At 59.5% G+C, this 15,480-nt stretch carries 15 protein-coding genes and 1 pseudogene; 10 read left to right on the top strand and 6 right to left on the bottom strand.

Going from position 1 to position 15,480, the window contains the following annotated elements; all coding sequences use genetic code 11:
- Positions 1–21 precede the first annotated feature (21 nt).
- Positions 22–1,152: a YVTN family beta-propeller repeat protein gene (locus P0D71_RS23255; protein ID WP_408184189.1), complete on the bottom strand. Its 1,131-nt coding sequence runs from the start codon at positions 1,150–1,152 to the stop codon at positions 22–24.
- 200 nt (positions 1,153–1,352) lie between these two features.
- On the opposite strand from P0D71_RS23255, the gene P0D71_RS23250 reads away from it, so the two are divergent.
- The 5 genes from P0D71_RS23250 to gph all read left to right on the top strand — a co-directional run bounded on the left by P0D71_RS23250 (position 1,353) and on the right by gph (position 5,037).
- Positions 1,353–2,132, top strand: a complete 780-nt coding sequence (locus P0D71_RS23250; protein ID WP_408482309.1) for an energy transducer TonB — start codon at positions 1,353–1,355, stop codon at positions 2,130–2,132.
- 27 nt (positions 2,133–2,159) lie between these two features.
- On the top strand, positions 2,160–2,963 hold the full coding sequence (locus P0D71_RS23245; RefSeq protein WP_408184187.1) for a MotA/TolQ/ExbB proton channel family protein: 804 nt from the start codon (positions 2,160–2,162) through the stop codon (positions 2,961–2,963).
- Positions 2,954–3,376 (top strand): ExbD/TolR family protein, encoded by a 423-nt coding sequence (locus P0D71_RS23240; RefSeq protein ID WP_408184186.1) that lies wholly within the window; start codon positions 2,954–2,956, stop codon positions 3,374–3,376. The genes P0D71_RS23245 and P0D71_RS23240 overlap by 10 nt, the downstream gene beginning before the upstream one ends.
- Before the next feature lie 165 nt (positions 3,377–3,541).
- A complete protein-coding gene (locus P0D71_RS23235) occupies positions 3,542–4,306 on the top strand; it encodes an HAD family hydrolase (protein WP_408482308.1) in 765 nt (254 codons plus the stop codon).
- A gap of 2 nt (positions 4,307–4,308) precedes the next feature.
- Positions 4,309–5,037 carry a phosphoglycolate phosphatase gene (gene gph / locus P0D71_RS23230; RefSeq protein WP_408482306.1) on the top strand — a complete coding sequence of 243 codons (729 nt, stop codon included), beginning with the start codon at positions 4,309–4,311 and terminating at the stop codon, positions 5,035–5,037.
- Positions 5,038–5,210: 173 nt separating this feature from the next.
- Here gph and P0D71_RS23225 read toward each other — a convergent pair whose 3' ends face one another.
- Positions 5,211–5,501 (bottom strand): DUF1330 domain-containing protein, encoded by a 291-nt coding sequence (locus tag P0D71_RS23225; RefSeq protein ID WP_408302565.1) that lies wholly within the window; start codon positions 5,499–5,501, stop codon positions 5,211–5,213.
- A gap of 281 nt (positions 5,502–5,782) precedes the next feature.
- On the opposite strand from P0D71_RS23225, the gene P0D71_RS23220 reads away from it, so the two are divergent.
- The gene (locus P0D71_RS23220) at positions 5,783–6,688 is read left to right on the top strand and encodes a LysR family transcriptional regulator (RefSeq protein WP_408184182.1); all 906 of its coding nucleotides are present in this window, start codon (positions 5,783–5,785) and stop codon (positions 6,686–6,688) included.
- A 115-nt stretch (positions 6,689–6,803) separates the two neighbouring features.
- Here P0D71_RS23220 and P0D71_RS23215 read toward each other — a convergent pair whose 3' ends face one another.
- Complete coding sequence (locus P0D71_RS23215; RefSeq protein ID WP_408482304.1) at positions 6,804–8,396, bottom strand: methyl-accepting chemotaxis protein; 1,593 nt, start codon at positions 8,394–8,396, stop codon at positions 6,804–6,806.
- A gap of 838 nt (positions 8,397–9,234) precedes the next feature.
- On the opposite strand from P0D71_RS23215, the gene P0D71_RS23210 reads away from it, so the two are divergent.
- A complete protein-coding gene (locus P0D71_RS23210; RefSeq protein ID WP_408184257.1) occupies positions 9,235–9,876 on the top strand; it encodes a YajG family lipoprotein in 642 nt (213 codons plus the stop codon).
- A 685-nt stretch (positions 9,877–10,561) separates the two neighbouring features.
- Here the strand turns inward: P0D71_RS23210 and P0D71_RS23205 are convergent.
- From P0D71_RS23205 to P0D71_RS23195, 3 genes are all read right to left on the bottom strand, one after another.
- Positions 10,562–10,837 (bottom strand): GlsB/YeaQ/YmgE family stress response membrane protein, encoded by a 276-nt coding sequence (locus P0D71_RS23205; protein ID WP_408184180.1) that lies wholly within the window; start codon positions 10,835–10,837, stop codon positions 10,562–10,564.
- A 29-nt stretch (positions 10,838–10,866) separates the two neighbouring features.
- The gene (locus P0D71_RS23200) at positions 10,867–11,148 is read right to left on the bottom strand and encodes an ElaB/YgaM/YqjD family protein (protein WP_408184179.1); all 282 of its coding nucleotides are present in this window, start codon (positions 11,146–11,148) and stop codon (positions 10,867–10,869) included.
- A gap of 488 nt (positions 11,149–11,636) precedes the next feature.
- On the bottom strand, positions 11,637–12,080 hold the full coding sequence (locus P0D71_RS23195; RefSeq protein WP_408482303.1) for a hypothetical protein: 444 nt from the start codon (positions 12,078–12,080) through the stop codon (positions 11,637–11,639).
- A 600-nt stretch (positions 12,081–12,680) separates the two neighbouring features.
- Between P0D71_RS23195 and P0D71_RS23190 the strand changes: the two genes are divergently transcribed.
- From P0D71_RS23190 to P0D71_RS23180, 3 genes and pseudogenes are all read left to right on the top strand, one after another.
- Entirely contained in the window at positions 12,681–13,529 is an 849-nt protein-coding gene (locus P0D71_RS23190; protein WP_408482301.1) for a metallophosphoesterase, read from the top strand.
- Positions 13,530–14,262: 733 nt separating this feature from the next.
- Positions 14,263–14,529 carry a DUF4148 domain-containing protein gene (locus P0D71_RS23185; RefSeq protein ID WP_408184176.1) on the top strand — a complete coding sequence of 89 codons (267 nt, stop codon included), beginning with the start codon at positions 14,263–14,265 and terminating at the stop codon, positions 14,527–14,529.
- Positions 14,530–15,104: 575 nt separating this feature from the next.
- Positions 15,105–15,480: pseudogene (locus P0D71_RS23180) on the top strand (SMP-30/gluconolaconase/LRE-like region family protein); the annotation flags it as partial.

Here is a 15,480-nt window from a genome sequence, read left to right as displayed (position 1 = left end):
ATCGGCTCACAGGCAACGCGCTCAATGCGATTCGATCGAGCCGTCGCTATGCGGATACGTGACGATGCCCCACGCCAACGGCAGTTCGCCGATCTGCTTGATCGGCTGATAATTCTGCGCATCGAGCACATAGACCGCATCGGAGCGGCCACATGCCACCAGCAGTTTCGCGCCGTCCGGCGTAAAGCTGAAGTGCCAGCAGCGCTGGCCCACCGGCACGTCGGCGACATGCTCGTAGCTGTGCCCGTCGAACACCTGCACCGTCTTGTCGCGCGCCGCGGCGACGAAAAGACGCTTGCCATCCGGTCCGAACGCTACGCCGTAAGGGCCGAGCTTCGTATCGACGGTCTTCACGACCTGGAATGTGCGCGCGTCGATCACCACGAACTTGCTCAGCGATTCGAGCGTGACGACATAGTCCTTGCCGTCGGGTGACAGGCGGATGCCGCGCGGCCGGCCGCCTGCCGCGAGCTTCACGGTTCGGACCGGCGCGCCCGTGCGGACGTGATAGACCGAGACCGTATCGTCGCCCTCATTGGTCACAAGCATGGTGTTGCCGTCGCGCGAAAATTCGATGCCCTCGGTTTCATGGCCGCTCGTGACCGAACGAATCACGCGCCAGGTCTTCATATCGACGATCGCGATTTCAGCGGGCGGCTTGTTGGCGTCATCGTCGTCGGCGCCCGGCTTGCCGTTGGCGGCGGGCGGGCCGTCAGCACCTGGCTTGCCTTTGGCGGCCGGTGGGCCGCCGTCTTCGCCGGGCTCGTAGGTCACGTATGCGTAGCCGTTGTGCACGCGCACAAATTCCGGGTTCTTGCCGATCTTCACACGCTGGACGACCTGACCCGAAGCCGTGTCGATCACCGCCAGGTCACCAGTATTCTTGTTCGCCACGAGAAGCCGTGTGCCATCCGCATTCAGACTCAGGCCGCGCGGGCCGTCGGCGCCGACCGGAAACGTCTTCGTCAACGTCATCTGGTCCAGATCGATCACGCCGACACCGGCCTTCTCGCTGGTCACGTAGGCTATTGGGGCCGCCGCGTAGGCCGTACTCGCGGCGAGCGCAAGCGCCGCAACGGCGGTGGCCAGGGTGGTGACAGCGAAAGCGAGGGACCGTCCTGGTGTTGTGATACGAAAGCTTGTCTCCAGCATTGTTGTACTCCGTAGTGAAATCGCTACGCCGCGAAAGCTCGCGCCATTCAAGCAAAGTAGTTCATCGGAGGATCGTTTGACAACGCACATCGGGCGGGAGATTTTCCCGAATTGACTCGGTGAGACCAGCGGCAGTACTAAAACGCGCTGTAGGGGTGGAAAATGAGCGCGGAGGTGGCCAAAGCGAGGCCTCGACCGCAATGCTCGAACGTGCAATGGCGACGGCTGGATATACCGCGATCGATACGGCATCGCGGCGTCGTATCGTCATGGCGCTGGGCGCCGTCATCGCCGCTCATGCGGGCTTGCTTGGGTGGGTGTTGGCGACGCGAGACAGGACAGTCGAGCGAACGGTCGAAGCGACGCCCATCGTCGCGATGCTGTTGAGGGATGAGCCGCAAGTCCTTGCACCTGTCGAACCTGTCGCGCCTGTTCAGCCTGCCGTGCCCGCCGCGGCCACTGCGGTTGCCGCGCCGCAAGCCGCGCAGCCCGCAGTACGGAGCAAACTCCTGCCGCAGCCTCATCCCAAGCCGCCGCGCACCAGCGCAGCACCTGCGCCGAGCGTGCCGTCGCCATCCGGTGATTCCTCGCGCTCGCCTGCACCGGTGGCTGCGCCCATTGCCGCTGCGCCATCCCCCGCAGCACCGGCGGCGAATGCTTCTGCAACCGCTGCCGAGCGCACCGTGCCCGCATCGAGTACCCCAAGGAGCGTGTCGCACGTCGACTGCGCTATTCCCAAGCCGGACTATCCCGAGGTATCGAAGCGCCGCGGTGAAAGCGGCACTGCGATCGTCCGATTCGTAGTAGGCCTGAGCGGCCACATCGAAACCGCTCAAGTTCAAAAGAGCAGTGGCTATCCCCGGCTCGACGACGCGGCGCTCGCTGCGATCCATGCGGGAGCGTGCCAACCCTACAGGGAAAACGGCGAAGCGGTGCGTGCCGCTTATTCGGAATCGTTCATCTTCGGATTGGCCGAGTAGCCTGTCTCCGAGTCAAAGGAAAACACCATGCAACACTATGGCCTCGCGAATGTCTGGGAAAACGGCGATATCATCACACGCTGCATTCTGAGCGCGCTGCTGATCATGTCCGTCCTGTCGTGGACGGTGATCCTCATCAAGCTATGGACCGTCATGCGGATCAAGCGCGTGACGCGCCAGGCCGAAGCGCAATTCTGGAAAGCCGATCGTTTCGAAGACGGATTGCACAGCCTCGGCGCGCACGCATCGGGGTCGACTCCCCGCGACAATCCGCTTCTCGCGCTCGCTCTCGCCGGCGAGGAAGCCGCTGCCCACCATCAGCAGACGCAATCGCATCTGCACGACCGCATCGACGTATCCGACTGGATTACGCGCCGCCTGCAGGACACGATGGACGACGCCATTGCACGCATGCAAAGCGGCCTCGCGGTGTTGGCGTCGATCGGCAGCACCGCGCCCTTCGTGGGGCTGTTCGGGACCGTCTGGGGCATTTATCACGCGTTGATCCTGATTGGCGAGACGGGACAGACGTCGATCGATCATGTCGCCGGACCGGTCGGCGAGTCGCTGATCATGACGGCCTTCGGCCTGTTCGTGGCGATACCGGCGGTGCTGGGATATAACGGCCTGACACGCGCGAACAAGTCGATCGTGACGAGACTCAAGCGTTTCGCGCATGGACTGCACGCGTATTTCGTAACCGGTTCGCAACTGCCGTCGAGTACCGGTCCTGACATGCGCATCGTGCCGCGCGGTGCACCCCTGGTGGCGGGCGGAGCGAATGACGGCACGAGCGACGACACACGCGATGGAGCGCTCAAATGGCAATGACCCCGTTCTCCGACGACGACGAAAGCGGCCTGATGAGCGAAATCAACATGACGCCGCTTGTCGACGTGATGCTGGTGCTGCTGATCATCTTTCTCGTCACCATTCCGGCCATGCAGCACGCGGTGAAAATCGATCTTCCGCAAGCGAGCAGCCAGCCGGACAATCTCAAACCCGCGCATCTCGACGTCGCCGTGCAGGCGGATGGCTCGATTCTCTGGGACGGCCATGCCGTGGCGGACGATGTTTTACGCGCGAGGATCGCCGAGGCTGCTCGCGCGAAACCTCAACCCGAACTGCATTTACGGGCCGACCGCAAAGTGCCCTACGAGCGCGTCGCCGACGTGATGTCGGCTGCACAGGCCGGAGGGCTGACGAAAATCGGCTTCGTGACTGATCCCCGGGCGAAGAAGTGAAGACCACCGCACTTGCGCTGCCTTGCGCTGTCTTGCGTTCGCGCCGCCGCGCGGCGCATGCCACGTTCACATAAAGGATGCCTTAACGAAGTCCAAAGAATCTCTGAATTCAAATCGGCATCCGGCTCCGCTATCGTGGCTGCATGAAACCAGGAGCACCGGACCATGCAAGCCTTGATCTTCGACGTCGACGGCACGCTTGCCGATACCGAGACCGCTCATCTGCAGGCCTTCAATGCCGCATTCGCCGAAGCGGGTCTCGACTGGTTTTGGGACGAGCCCCTTTACACGCGCCTTTTGAAGGTGGCGGGCGGTAAGGAGCGCCTGCTGCATTACTGGCACGTCGCCGATCTGGAAGAAGCGGACGGCACGCGCGTGAGCGACGTGATCGACGCCGTGCATGCGATCAAGACGCGCCATTACGCAGCGCGCGTGCGCAATGGCGGTTTGCCGCTGCGGCCAGGCATTGCGCGTCTGATTGCGGAGGCGCATGCTGCCGCTATTCCAGTGGCGATCGCCACGACCACGACCCCCGCAAATCTCGATGCACTACTGCAAACACCGTTCGGACCCGCGTGGCGGACCCGCTTCGCCGCAATCTGCGATGCCGGCACGACCCACGAGAAGAAGCCCTCGCCCGAGGTCTACCTCAACGTGCTTCGGCAACTCGGGCTCAAAGGTTCGGACTGCGTTGCCTTCGAGGACTCATCGAATGGTCTGCGCGCGGCACGCGCGGCCGGCGTTCCTACGATCGTGACACCGACCGCATACACGTCGCAGGATGACTTCGACGGCGCGTTGGCCGTGCTGCCCGACTTGGGTGAGCCGCACGCGCCGATTCCTTCGTTGGTCCAGAATGAAGAGGCTCGCTGGGTCGATCTGGCCACCTTGCGTCATTGGCATCGCCACGCGCTGACCGAGTCGGCCTGAGCATGCATCAGGAACTTCTCGTGAAAGGCATGCGACCCAAAGCCGTACTGATCGATCTCGACGGCACGATGGTCGACACCGCGCCGGACATCGTCGAAGCAGTCAGCCAGATGCTCGACGAGTTCCGTTCGGCGCCTTTGCCGTTCGCGACTGTCAGCGGCTTTATCGGCAAGGGCGTGCCCAATCTGGTTCGACGCTCGCTGGAAGCAGCCGGTTTGGCTCGGCGCGTCGACGCCGAACATGCGGTGAATGTGTTCCATCGCCACTACGCGCAGACCAATGGACGCCTCGGCCGTGTTTTTCCTCATGTGGGGAGTGGGCTCGGCGAGTTGCAACGGCTTGGATACCGGCTCGCCTGCGTCACCAACAAGCCGAAAGAACTCGCCGCGCCACTGCTGCTCGCAACGGGGCTCGCCCGCTACCTCGATGTGCTGGTTGCCGGGGATTCTATCGACAAAATGAAGCCCGATCCCGAACCGTTGTGGCACGCGTGCCGGCTGCTAGACGTGGAACCTGAGCACAGCGTATTGGTTGGTGATTCGCCGGTCGATGTGAGTGCCGCGCGAGCGGCCGGTCTGCCGGTGTTCATCGTAAGCTATGGCTATGCCGGGCCGGCGGGGTCGGCGGCGCTGGAGTGTGATGGTTTGATCGATTCGCTGATGGCGATGCCCGCGATTCTGGCGTCGTGGGGTGTGGGTGGTAGGGGTCAAGGTCGTCGGGGAGAAACTTGAATGGATTTAGATTCAGTGAATTAGTTAGGCATCTTAATGTAATGCGTCGGCAAGCTTTATTTCCCGCTTTCGCACACTGTGTCGCCCCAAAAGAGCGGAGGCAGGGATTCGTGTGAATGCCTGCCGCCTGGTCGAAGCGGTGGGCCTGGTGTTCGAGCGCTTCGCGCTCAGAGTTATGAAGTCCCTTCGAGAATGACAAACGTCCCGGCCGCTGCTCCGGCGCGGAGCGCTTTGGCCGCCTGGTACTCGGGGCTCTCGTAGAAACGCTTGGCGTCGGCGAACGAATCGAACTCAAAGATCACATGCCGCTCGTGTGCTTCGCCTTCGAGAATTTCATACTGTCCCGAGGACGCAATGACCTTCGGGCTGAAATTCTTCATTGCATCGCCTGCGGCTTTTGCATAGGCGGCGTAAACGGTTGCATCCGAAATGCTGACGTGTGCGATCAGATAACCTTTTGGCATGTTTATCTCTCTGGTGTGGTAAGCGCATTCAATTCAACGCTGGGTGCGTGCTGGCAATCGCCCACGTATAAGGTGTGGGTATGCAGTAGCCTGTCCTAATTCGACGTGCCGACCCTGAAATGGAGGGGATTCTGCTCGCGTCCTGATGATCGATCATCCAGCCGCCGTCGCTCCCATTCGTTCAGGTTGTCCTGTGGACGACACGAGAAGCTAGTCTACTGAGTCGCAATTGAGCTATAAATGACGTCAAACATAACGCTCCGTTACTCCTCAGGTGAACAATGCAAAACCTGGATGCACTTCTGATTTTTTCACGTGTCGCTGAAATGGCGAGCTTCACGCGTGCAGCCGAAAGCCTCGGTATCCAGAAAGGACGTGTCTCTATGGTGGTCAGTGCGCTTGAGCGGGATGTGGGGGTCACCCTCCTGCATCGGACCACGCGAAGTGTGCAACTCACCGAAGATGGACGCGCCTTTTATTCACGCGCACGCGACCTGCTGGCCGAAGTAGAAGAATTGCAGTCAATGTTCGCGAGTAACGGCGCACCACTACGGGGAAAGTTGCGCGTCGACATGCCAACCGAGTTGGCACAAAGCGTCGTGATTCCCGCACTCCCTCAACTGATGGCGGCGCATCCAGAGTTGGAACTGGAAGTGTCCAGCACCGATCGGCGTGTCGATCTCGTTCAGGAAGGGTTCGATTGCGTGGTGCGGCTGGGTCCGATCGTCGACGAGACGCTGATTGCCCGACCGCTTGGCAAGCTGCGCATGATCAATGCGGCGAGTCCGAGCTATCTGGCACGGTACGGCATACCGCACACGCTCGACGATCTGCGCGACCAGGGGCACCAGATGGTTCATTACACGCGCACGCTCGGCGGCAAGCTTGCTGGATGGGAATATCCTGACGGCGATGGATACGCGACGCTTACGTTGCCGGGCGCGATGCAGGTCAACAGCGTGCAGACTTATCATGCAGCAGGGCTTGCGGGCATCGGGTTGATTCAGGCGGGATATTCGGCGCTTGTGCATCACATCGAACGTGGCGCGCTAGTGGAGATTCTGCCGGACCTACGTCCTGAGTCTCTTGCCGCGTCGCTCGTCGTGGCACATCGGCGTAACCTGTCGCAACGCGTCCGGGCTTTTATGAATTGGATCGAGAGGGTATTGGAGCCCTATTTTGATTAACCGATATTCGATTTTGCGGCAGTAAAAAACGCGTCCCCGACTTTTTCGACACGACGCGGTACAAAGGCCATTCGGTACGACATATTGTCTTGTGACCCCCAGCTTCCGGCGACTTCTAGCTGCTCACTCTAGGGGCGTAACCACCTTCGGGATCTTTGACGGCACCGACACGAAATACTGAGACAGTAGTCTCCAGCTGTCCCGCCCGCTCTTTGAGCGATAGCGCCGCCGCTGATGCCTGCTCGACCAGCGCCGCGTTCTGCTGGGTCACCTGATCCATTTGCGCAACCGCACGATTGACCTGTTCGATACCCTTTGACTGTTCTTCAGACGCGGCGGCAATTTCGCCGATCAGGTCGCTGACTCTTCGCACAGAAGTCAGGATTTCTGCCATGGTCCGGGTTGCGCGATCCGCCTGCTGCGCACCGGTTTCAACGCGGCTCAGCGAATCCGTAATGAGCGCCTTGATCTCCCTTGACGCCGTGGCGCTGCGTTGGGCCAATGAACGCACTTCGCTGGCGACCACCGCGAACCCGCGCCCCTGCTCGCCTGCGCGTGCCGCTTCCACGGCCGCATTCAAAGACAGGATATTGGTCTGAAAGGCAATCCCTTCGATTACGCCTGTAATTTCGGCAATCTTGCCGGAAGAGTCGGATAGACCCCGCATCGTCTGGACGACATCCTGCGTCGCCTGATTGCCCTGCTCGGTTAGCATTGCCGTACTGCTCACCACCTGGTTTACCTGCTTCGCGTTGTCGGCGTTCTGGCGAACCGTCGAAGTCAGTTCTTCCATGGACGAGGCGGTCTCCTCTAGCGACGCGGCCTGTTCTTCGGTACGTTGCGACAGGTTCATATTACCGGCCGAAATTTCATGTGCGGCGGTGTCGATCGACCGCGATCCCTCTCGCACGATTCTGATTGTCTGAACCAGTTTGCTTTGCATCGCCTGCAGGCCAGTCATCAGTTGCCCCATTTCATCCCCCGAGTGGACCTCGACCAGTGTGGTCAGATCCCCGTCGGCAATTGCCCCGAAGTGGGACAGTGCCTGGGTCAACGGCCTGCCGATCGCCCGCTGCAGCGACCACCATGCGAGCGCCGCCGCACCAAGCGCTACGACACTACCGGCGATTGCTATACCAACGAACAGGTGGAAGCGTGCTTGCGCGGCATCAAACGTCGCCCTCGCAGCCGCGACTTGAATCTGTTCGAGTGAATCCATGCCGTCGGACACATCGATAAACAACGACGGCGGTACATGCAGCCAGACCTCGAGCATCTTCGCCGCATCACGAGTGGCAATGGCGCTGAACATCGGTTCGAGGCCGTTTGCGACGAATGCGTCGAACTTTGCATTCGCGTCGGCCGCACGGTGTGCTTCATCGGGGCTGGAAAACGGCAGCGTGCGATACGTATCCCACGCCCTCTTCGATGCGGTGAGCAGATCTCGGGCGGTCTGAGTTTCCTTGGGCACATCTGGACTGGCCGGGTCGAGCGCGACGCGATACAGCCACAGACGGGTTCTCGAGAGTGCTACGTTTGCCTGACCGAGAGCCTCTGAAGATGCCAGCCGGCTGGAATACAGCTCCTTCACATCGTTGTTGCCAATTGCCACGCCAACGACACCGATGATGCCACCAGTGACTAGCAGCATTCCAAGAAAACTCATCGCCAGCGCTAGGCGGGCACGAATGCTTAAATTTCTGATCATGGCGATAGAAGGTGTGAATGTGGGCCGACGCATGCACGTCAAGCTAATAGGGTACGGTGTGCGCGAGGTCACTCCCTAGCTAACGGCCCAAAGCCGTTCAGATTAATGCGGGATTTAGCAACAGATGTTTCCCAGGATCGTTGGTTATGGTTTGCGCTGCATGCTGATATAAGGCGCCGCGGCACTGCAAAAACGAAGACCGCCAAATTGCTCCAACGGCGAGCAACCATTTGACCAACGTCTGAGCCAGAACGAGATTCAGGCTCCGGGCGGCGTGTGTGTGCCGCGAGCATGCCGATCAAACGGCCGCATTCGGAAGGCGGATTCAACCGGCCGACTTCTGGTGGAGGCGAATGACTTTTCGTGCTCGCGCCCGGTCCCTCGCGCGCCCTGATGGTTCGAGGTTCAAGGCGCGTATGCGAAAGGCAGAAGCCGACCCGCAGCCACCGGTCGCGCTACCGGCGCTTTAGCGGCAGCTTATTAGTGCTCCGGCTGTCCAAACCGACCCTTAGGGGACAGCAGTCCCGTTGACGTGTGCCGGTACGGGAGAGGAGCCTCAACCTTGCCCAGGCCCGTGACCGCGGTTCTTGTGCTGACTGCCCTTCCCGATATCGACCTTCAGATTTCCAATGACAAGCCGTTATTCCAAATGACGTGGTCTGAACGCGTACTCTGCGAATTTCCAACAAAAGACACCGGGCCAAAATGAACTAGCGTCTCGGCGCTGGCAGCGATGCGTCCGATCTCGCAGGATTACCAGCGCGTGCATTTTGCGGCTGGGCATCGTCAAACGTTGGACTTGGCAACCAGAATAATCCACCAGGAGCAAAACAATAAGATGTTGGGTCGAATCGCAATCTATAGCCTCGCCGCGTCCATCCTCGCCGGATGCGCGCTCGGCCGGACAACTGTCGATGTTTCCGCGCCTCAAGGCACGAACCCCACGACGGGCAAGTACGTGCGAATTGATTCCGTTCAGGACAAACGCATTTTTACGGTCAAGCCCCCCAGCGCCGACATGGCATCACTGGATCCTGATGAAGATTCTAGCGATGCGTCGAAAGCTCGCGCGATCGGCAGGAAAAGAAACGGTTATGGCAAAGCACTCGGCGATGTGGTGCTTCCCGAAGGCAAGACGGCCTCCGGCCTCGTTGAAAGCGCATTGGCCACGGGCTTTCAGGAGGCGGGTTACATTGTCGTGAAGCAGGGTGACCCCAACTTTGCCGCCGCCGCTCCGGTGACAGCACAATTAATCGATTTCTGGGCATGGTTCCAGCCCGGCTTCTGGTCCATTACAACGAATCAGAAGTCAGAACTGCAACTGTCAGGCGATATCGGTGCTCTTCATGGTGCTCAGACCGTCAAGACTCGCGTTAGCGAATCCAAGCAGGTCGTGGTCTCCAGCGACTGGCAGGAGATCGTGGAAAAAGGCCTGTCTGCCATCACCCAGCGGACAAAGGAACTGGTAAGCGGGAAATAGCTTCCTCCAGGAGACAGCCACGTCGCTCGTCGTGAAGACGACGGGAGCGCGTGGCTCGCAAGCCGGGCGTGCTAATCGGTATCTGGACCTGCAGATTGGCGGCGTCGAGCAGCATCGGGCGTCGCCACTTCGGATCCGTTCGATGCTGACATGACGGCACGCACAGGTCGTAATCTGTGCCGTTGCCACCGAGCTTGTGCGAGTTGCCTGCAGTACCAAGAAGGCGTGTGAATACCGCTACATCGTCACTTTGCAGATGACAACGGCGATGACAGACGCTTGTCGTTTGGGTTTGTTCGACGCCTGCGCTTGTCTGCTAGCGCGTGAGCTTACGACGACGCGTGTGGGCAGGCGTTGAACAAACCTCAAGAGGAGCGCCACGCGCGTCGCTCATACAGGTTTGCTCCGGTTGTATATTGGTTCGGGTGATTTCACCGGCATCGCGTACTCGGATAAGACTGTAAATTGATAGAGCGTCAGCGCCTTCTCGAGTCACACGTATCGACGAGGCAAAATCTCGCCGCCCGGCAGTTCCGGATGACTGACAGGTCAGGCGAAAACATTCAGTCGATCGGAGTGCGGGTCAGGTCGCCCGGAACGCTTTACGGCACCAAAGCTTCCGCAAAAGCCTATCGTCATAAAACCACAGATAGGCCGGAAACAACTGATACCCGTGTTCGTACTGTCAGAGGGCGCGCCCTCTACCCCCGCTGAAAAGGCGCAAGATGGCAAGCAGAATAACGGCCCCAATAAGAGCTGTAATCAGTGACCCGATTATGCCGCTACCCAGGTGTAATCCTAGTGCCCCACCCAGCCAACCCCCGATGAATGCGCCCACAATTCCCACGATGATATCGACCACAATCCCGAAGCCGCCGCCGTCGACGATGCGACCCGCCAAAGCGCCGGCAATGCCACCAATAATCAGCCAGAAAATAATTCCATGAGAAACCGGGTCCATATTCCTTCTCCAGTGAGGTCGAATCCGCGTTAGCGGCGTGCAAGCATTCCGATAATGAGTCCGCCGATGAGTGCCATCGTGACTGCTTTCCATGGCGCTGCATGAACGTAATCGTCGGTTGATTCAGAGACGACGCGGTACTTCGTTTTGACCACCTCCTGTGCAGAGGCAATCTTGTCCTTCAGGTCTGATAGCGTCCGGGTGGGCGCTTCGTCGTTGCCCTGCTGGGATGCGCCAGAGGAACTGGACCGGTCAGATGCGACCGGTGGGGATACCGCTGCGGCAGCGGTGGGTTGCTCGAACTCGGTCATTCCAACCTCCAATTTTGTTTGAATGCCAAGAGGTCGAGCAAGTCTCGTACCTCAGAAAAACGAGGAGTCGATTTAAGTCACCAGTCCGAGCGTTCTCGGCAATTCGGACTTGCGCCGAGTTGAGGCGATCCCAGCAACGACGCCCGAGACTCTCGAAACAACTCACGCGATGGAGAAACCGGCCGGCGAAAAGTACGCACAACCGTGGCCATCACATCAGGCCGAAACGATGGGTCGACAGTCCGATGCGGTCGCGCATTGCCCGCGATGAAGCGCATCACGACATCGACCACGGCAATGTCCGATACATTCACCGAGACATAATAAATTTGCTGTATCTAACGAGTAGCACACGGGAGCCTTTTCTCTGAATGCGCAATCAGGCAAATGCTTCCTGCCGAGTCAACCGAAAGATCGCGTGGGTGCGCCTGCAAACCGGATGGTTTGCAAGGCGTGTTATGACCGGGTCGTTTGTGAGCAGCGTTGCGCTACTCCTGGCTGCGGCAAACGTTTCTGTAGGGCGAAAAGCGCCAGTGCCCTGACGCGTCCTTTACGGCCACGGCGCCATAGTCGTACAGCACATCGGTCGCTGTCGCACACCCTAGCTCGCCCAGATCGACAATCAGGAGCGTGCGCATGGATGCGTCCGCACTTGCCGGGAGGGTCTCGGTTGGCTGGAGGTAGCCCGGGCCTGCGTCGAAGCGGTTTGATGCGCCGCAGACGCTCAGGTATTCACCATGCGCGGCATACTCGGCGCGCTCTTCCGCGCGGAAAGTCTCGTCTAACGTTTCTGAAGTCCGGGCAAACGGCGAGCGGTGCCTGCTTCCCTGATAAAGGTGTCCATTACCCGGGTCTAAGCCGAGCGCTTCCAACGCGCCAAGTGCCTCCTCGGCGTCCCGGTAGGAGGTAAAAAGTCCAACAAGAACTGGCAAGGTGTGTCCCCTACATGCGCCAAATGTACGCTCTTATCGGCGCGCAACCGTTGTGCCTGTCAGCCCATGGGTTTCCCCTCGGCTGCGGCGGTCAAAAACTCGCGGTGGGGATATCCGCAGCGCCTTCGAGAATCCCAGCCAACGATTGATTATCCGAAGTTGTGGCGGTGTGCCTGGCCGCGAGCCATTTCTTCCAGCCTCGCAGGCTGACGAGTAGAAGCAGAGGCCTGCGCCTTCTCTGCATCGCTCTGTGTTTCACCTTTCTTTTTGTCAGGCGTTGTAACCGACAGTAAATATTAAAGCCGCGGAAACGAAGGTTGGCGGGCAATCCGACTCTCCCTGGCCCGTCCTTGCCCGCAGAAGCACCTTCGATCAATCCAGCGACCCTCAAAGCACAATTCTTCAAAGTACACATCTGGTAACAAACAGATACCGCTCGCGGCCAATTGGCACCCGACACTACTTTTAAGTCGGCCTCTCCCTCGCGCAGGAAGTCATACACAACACCCGACCTGTCGTTCTCACAACTAGCGTTGAACATTTCGATCCCTGGTCACTTCCCACGAGGGTTCAACGTGGACCTCATTACGGCGGCAAAACATGCAACAGACATTCGTACCTGTTCGGCGCTTTAAAAAAAATACGTCAGGTCGCGATTTTGTCGTTGGCGACCTGCACGGTTGTTTCACGCGGCTACGGAGGGAACTCGAGGCTAGTCAGTTCGATCGCTCGCGCGACAGGGTCTTTGCCGTCGGAGACCTGGTCGACAGAGGGTTCGAATCGCCAGCGGTCCTGGACGTCGTGCGTCGGTACGACATCCAGTCGGTGCGCGGCAATCATGAGGATTCGATCGTGCGCTGGCGTCTTTGTGACGCTGGCGAGGGCTTCGTTCGGGCCAATGGCGGCGGATGGTTGCTCGACATGACGGGAGACGAAGAGGCAATAGACGCCATAGTTGCCTATATGGCGGCCCTTCCCTACGCAATAGAAATCGAGACAGACTTTGGTCTGGTCGGCATCGTACATGCCAACGTCCCTATGCGATCGTGGTCCAGAACCGTCGAAGCGCTAATGCAGGAAGGTATTGACGGGAAAATCCGGCGCAAGTTGATCTGGGATCGGTCACGTTGGAATCTGCGACAAGAGAAAGGCTTCGGTTCGATGCGCCGCGTGGCAGCCCGAGTGTTCAAGCGCCTTAAGTCCGGAAGAGGTGACGCGTGCGGCTGGGTGGAAGGGGTCGCGGCTGTCATCGTGGGACATACACCTTCAGCTGAGCCGAAAATTAGCCACAATGTGATAAACGTGGACACGGGTGTTGTGTACGGCGGCAATCTGACCTTGCTGCGCCTCGATGAAATCCCCACCATGCTGGGCCAGGGTACCCGTACGGCACCTGTGGTCAGCCGGATATCGCACTATCTGCCGCCTCGCGAGTCCGGGCAACTTTAACGACCACAAATGTGTCGGGGTCACGTGCCGGGGAGGCGGACGAGACCGGCGAGACCCGGACACCCAGATAACCGGTGCGCGTCACTCGCCCGGCTTCACTTTTCCTGCGGCGCACGCGAGGCAATCGCGCTTCCTCCCCCCGTTATCCTGGCCGCCATCCGGACGCACGCAATCTCAGAGCATCTGATGACGAGCCGGGAATAACCCGGCTTCTAAAAATCCGTGATTCCGGGATTCACTCGCGCTCCTTTGGTAAGCCAACAGCCTGTCCACTAACTCTACGCTGCCGTATCGCCGCCACGTGCCGCAGGCTTGACTCTGATAGTCAGACCTTTCATGCGTGCGTGAAAACGAGGGCCGGTAATGCAAGCGAAGGATTCTGAATACTTTTCTGCATGTGATTCGTAAAGCGTGCAGGTCCCATTAATAATTCCCTGTGCGTGGGCGCCATTCGTTTCCATTAGTGCCGAGGAACGTACCATCGACAGCAAATCGAAATAGTAAGCAGTTTGAAACATAAGTTGACCGTCAGCGGTCGCTTGCTCGGGTGGCCATGACCTCACAAACAGGACGACGGCACGGGAATAAATAACGTCCCGATTCAGTAATCCATTTGCGTGCCGTTCGCTCAGGACCGTCTGACGTTCTTTCTTGCCCCGGCACCGAGCCCGGCGCCTGCCGCGCGCATTTTGGGCTGCGCCGAAGCATATCTACGTACTCTCTGGAGAATACGATGAAGATCCTTACCCTCATTCCAGTTGCCGTCCTGACGTTTGGCGCCACGCTCGCCTATTCGGATGAAAACGCGGATACGTCCAGCGCGGCAACCAACAGCAACGCGGCGATGACTTCGGACGCAGTGGGCGGCGTTTTCGCGGGTGGCAGTGAGAGCGGTGCACACGTCGGAAAGACCCGCTCTGAGGTCTATCAGGAATTATGGCGTGCCCAAAAGGACGGCACATTGGATCGGTTGAACGCGCTCTATGGCGGTGGTAACTGACGGAGAATGTTTGATGGCGCCGCGCGACGTTCACCGCCGCGCGGAGTTACAGACACAGTTTGAAGTACGCCTGTATTTTTGCCAGCTTCACGAAACCGGGTCGCGCGAGGAAGAATCGGCTGCGCGCTCGTCTGGCCTGCCGATGGCCGTTGAAAGCATGTCCGTATCTGCCGACGGCCCTGCACACAGATCACATTAAAAATTCGCCAGCCGGACAGTCCGCGGTCCGTGAAGTTAGGATTACCTGCGGAGGCTGCTCTGCCTTCGGCGTAATACCCGGACAGCACGGACTTTTGACAACCGTCTTGCTAAACCGCTTGTTGCCCGCACAGTTCATGCGAGTCGTCAGCGTGGTCGGAGCCATGCTGACGATCCAGCTGAAAATTCGCTCAACTCGTGCCGCGCACCGCCGTTAACCCGGACGATATCCCACACCAATTCGACGTGTCACGTCGCCCGCCGCGCGAGGCACTCTTTCGAATCGTCAGGGTCCGGACTACAAGGTTGCCAGTGTTGGCAACACCGCACAATGCGCGCCTGTGATGGACGGCGTGCGATCGCTCGATACATACCCCATGCTCCTCAAAAGACTCTGTACCGCGTTCGTCGCAGCAATGCTTGGCGCAGCAGCTGTGTCGGTCTGTGATGCTCAATACTCGACCGGATGGGTTGCCAACACCCATGGCACGGGCACTACTCGAGTGGGCAACGTGGCCCGCTCGATGTGGGTCGCACCCGAAGGAGTGATCTACACATCGTCGATGTGGGATGAAAACGAAGGCGGCATTGCGATCTATCAGAACGCCCGGAACATCGGTTCGATCGGGGCGCACGGCGAGTTTCAGGGCGGCGCGATCACCGGCAACTCGACCTCGCTATTCGCTGCGCTGCAGTTCAGCGCCACCTACGGTAGCGGCAAGGTTGGCCGATACAACCGGACCAGCCGTACGC

Source organism: Paraburkholderia sp. RL17-383-BIF-A (assembly GCF_046028015.1).
Lineage (GTDB): Bacteria > Pseudomonadota > Gammaproteobacteria > Burkholderiales > Burkholderiaceae > Paraburkholderia.
Note: the sequence above shows the minus strand (reverse complement) of the source record. Positions and strands in the feature narration are given on the sequence as shown.